General features: G+C 60.8%; 5 protein-coding genes. All 5 read right to left on the reverse strand.

The annotated features are described in order from the left end of the window. Positions 1–64: 64 nt before the first annotated feature. Positions 65–598, reverse strand: coding sequence for a DUF3299 domain-containing protein (locus ACW9I6_RS31795; protein WP_023659290.1), 534 nt, complete (start codon positions 596–598; stop codon positions 65–67). A 78-nt stretch (positions 599–676) separates the two neighbouring features. Next, positions 677–922 (reverse strand): GlsB/YeaQ/YmgE family stress response membrane protein, encoded by a 246-nt coding sequence (locus ACW9I6_RS31800; protein WP_003213408.1) that lies wholly within the window; start codon positions 920–922, stop codon positions 677–679. Between the two features lie 103 nt (positions 923–1,025). Further along, positions 1,026–2,111, reverse strand: coding sequence for a 5-(carboxyamino)imidazole ribonucleotide synthase (locus tag ACW9I6_RS31805; RefSeq protein WP_102370181.1), 1,086 nt, complete (start codon positions 2,109–2,111; stop codon positions 1,026–1,028). A gap of 12 nt (positions 2,112–2,123) precedes the next feature. After that, a complete protein-coding gene (purE, locus tag ACW9I6_RS31810) occupies positions 2,124–2,615 on the reverse strand; it encodes a 5-(carboxyamino)imidazole ribonucleotide mutase (protein WP_003213411.1) in 492 nt (163 codons plus the stop codon). Between the two features lie 36 nt (positions 2,616–2,651). Next, positions 2,652–2,891, reverse strand: a 240-nt coding sequence (locus ACW9I6_RS31815; protein ID WP_457340220.1) for a hypothetical protein, incomplete at its 5' end; no start/stop codon positions are given.

Genomic DNA, 2,891 nt, shown 5'->3' on the forward strand with positions numbered 1-2,891 from the left:
CATGTGCTGACTGACACACCGCATTCGCGAGCAAGCCCGCTCCCACATTAGGTTCTGCATCAGATCAGAGATCCGATTCCTTGACCGCCCGCACCTTCCCCGCATCCAACGCATACGCCGCATCGGCCAGGTCATTGTTGACCTTCTCCACCTTCAGCGTGCCCGTCACCCACAGCGGCGTGTAGATGTCATCCAGCTTCAAGCCCTTGGGATAACGCACCAGCACCAACTGGTTGGGCGGCGGTGGCGGCACGTGGATGCAGGCGCCCGGATAAGGCACCAGGAAGAACAGCGTGCTGCGGCCCTTGGCGTCGGTTTCCAGCGGCACGGGATAGCCGCCAATGCGAATATTCTTGCCGTTCATGGCAGCCACCGTCTTGGTGGAATACATAACCGCCGGCAAACCCTTGCTCTGCTTCAGGCCGCCCTTTGCGGTGAACGTGCCTTGGGCTTCCGGGGAGTTGTGGTCGATTTCCGGCATTTCTTCGAGGGCTTTCTGGTCCGACTTGGGCATCAGTTCCAGCCAGTCGGTTTCCGGCAGTTCGCCAGCGTGGGCCAACCCGGTGCATAGAAGAAGGGATAACAGAAGACGGCGCATGGAGAGGCTCGGCAAGGATTACAGTGCCGGCATTCTAGCCCTCTGCGCCTGCGCAGCGCAGAGGGCCTGGTCGCTAAATTACTTCTTTTTCAGCAGACCGTAGATCACCAGCAGCACCACGGCACCCACCAGCGCACCAATGAAGCCTGCGCCCTGGCCCGCCTGATAGATGCCCAGTGCCTGGCCACCATAAGTCGCAACCAGCGAACCGGCGATACCCAGCAGGATGGTCATGATCCAGCCCATGCTATCGTCGCCTGGCTTCAGGAAACGCGCCAGCAGGCCGACGATCAAACCGATAAAGATGGTCCCAATGATACCCATGGCATTTCCCTCTGATTGAAGTGAATTCAGTCAAAGCCTAGTCAGACTTTGGCTTCCTGCAATCAGAGGGTGGCGGGTACCAATGGTTCCGCCCGGCCTTGGGTTATTGCTCGGCGATCAGCGCTTCGACCTTGAGGATCTGCGCTTGCAGCGTCGCGCGATCCTTGCAGCGCAGGTTGGCGTGGCCGACCTTGCGCCCGGCCTTGAACGCCTTGCCGTAGTGATGCAGATGGCAGTCATCAATCGCGATCACGCGATCAACCGGCGGCACCACGCCTATGAAGTTGAGCATGGCGCTCTCGCCGACTTTTGCCGTGGAGCCCAATGGCAAGCCCGCTACCGCCCGCAGGTGGTTTTCGAACTGGCTGCACTCGGCGCCTTCGGTGGTCCAGTGCCCGGAGTTGTGCACGCGCGGGGCGATTTCGTTGGCCTTGAGGCCACCGTCGACTTCAAAGAACTCGAACGCCATCACGCCGACGTAATCCAGTTGCTTCAGCACACGGCTCGAATAATCTTCGGCCAGGGCTTGCAGCGGGTGGTCAGTGCTGGCCACGGACAGCTTGAGGATGCCGCTGTCGTGGGTGTTGTGCACCAGCGGGTAGAAACGCGTTTCGCCATCGCGGGCACGCACGGCAATCAGCGAGACTTCACCGGTGAACGGCACGAAGCCTTCCAGCAGGCAGCCGACGCTGCCCAGTTCGGCGAAGGTACCGACCACGTCGGCGGCGGTGCGCAGGACTTTCTGGCCCTTGCCGTCGTAACCCAGGGTGCGGGTCTTCAACACGGCCGGCAGGCCGATGGAGGCGACTGCGGCGTCCAGGTCAGCCTGGGACTGGATGTCGGCGAAAGCCGGTGTCGGGATGCCCAGGTCCTTGAACATGCTCTTCTCGAACCAGCGGTCACGAGCGATGCGCAAGGCTTCGGCGCTCGGGTATACCGGCACGAACTGCGACAGGAAGGCCACGGTTTCAGCCGGGACGCTTTCGAACTCGAAGGTCACCAGGTCGACTTCATCGGCCAGCTGGCGCAGGTGATCCGGGTCGCTGTAGTCCGCACGCAGGTGTTCACCCAGGGCAGCTGCACAGGCATCTGGTGCCGGATCCAGGAAAGCGAAGTTCATCCCCAGCGGCGTACCCGCCAGGGCCAGCATGCGGCCCAGTTGGCCGCCACCGATTACACCGATTTTCATCAATCAACCACCTCAGGCAATGCGTGGGTCTGGATTGTCCAGGACGCTGTCTGTCTGCTCAGCACGGAATTTTTTCAGCGCCGCGTGGAACTGCGGGTGCTTGGCGCCGAGGATGCTGGCGGACAACAAGGCAGCGTTGATCGCACCGGCCTTGCCGATCGCCAGGGTGGCCACCGGAATACCGGCGGGCATCTGCACGATGGACAACAGCGAATCCACGCCCGAGAGCATCGACGACTGCACCGGTACGCCCAGCACTGGCAGGTGAGTCTTGGCTGCACACATGCCTGGCAGGTGAGCTGCGCCGCCGGCACCGGCGATGATTACCTCGATGCCACGGGATTCTGCTTCATCGGCATACTGGAACAGCAAATCCGGAGTGCGGTGGGCGGAAACCACCTTCACTTCGTAGGGAATGCCGAGTTTTTCCAGCATATCGGCGGTGTGGCTAAGGGTGGACCAATCGGACTTGGAGCCCATGATCACGCCAACCAATGCACTCATCGTCGTGCCTCTTCTCTCTGGGCGCCCGCAGGCGCGTCAAAAAACAACAAGCCACGCGGGAAATCCAGCGTGGCTTGTTGTACGAATTAAGGCCGGTTGGACCGGCCGAAGGCCGCGCAGTATACCGTAATAACGCAGATAAACAGCCCCTGGAATGACCATCTGTCTTACACCGCAAACAGGCGGTTTTATTGACTTCCAGGTCAGCGAACACACCAGAAAACTAATGTGGGAGCGGGCTTGCTCGCGAATGCGGTGGATCAGCCACAGATGGGT

It is taken from the genome of Pseudomonas sp. SDO5522_S412 (assembly GCF_054071215.1).

Coding starts and splice junctions, on each gene's coding strand:
- ACW9I6_RS31795 (WP_023659290.1), bottom strand. CDS start 598: ATGCGCCGTCTTCTGTTATCCCTTCTTCTATGCACCGGGTTGGCCCAC.
- ACW9I6_RS31800 (WP_003213408.1), bottom strand. CDS start 922: ATGGGTATCATTGGGACCATCTTTATCGGTTTGATCGTCGGCCTGCTG.
- ACW9I6_RS31805 (WP_102370181.1), bottom strand. CDS start 2,111: ATGAAAATCGGTGTAATCGGTGGCGGCCAACTGGGCCGCATGCTGGCC.
- purE (WP_003213411.1), bottom strand. CDS start 2,615: ATGAGTGCATTGGTTGGCGTGATCATGGGCTCCAAGTCCGATTGGTCC.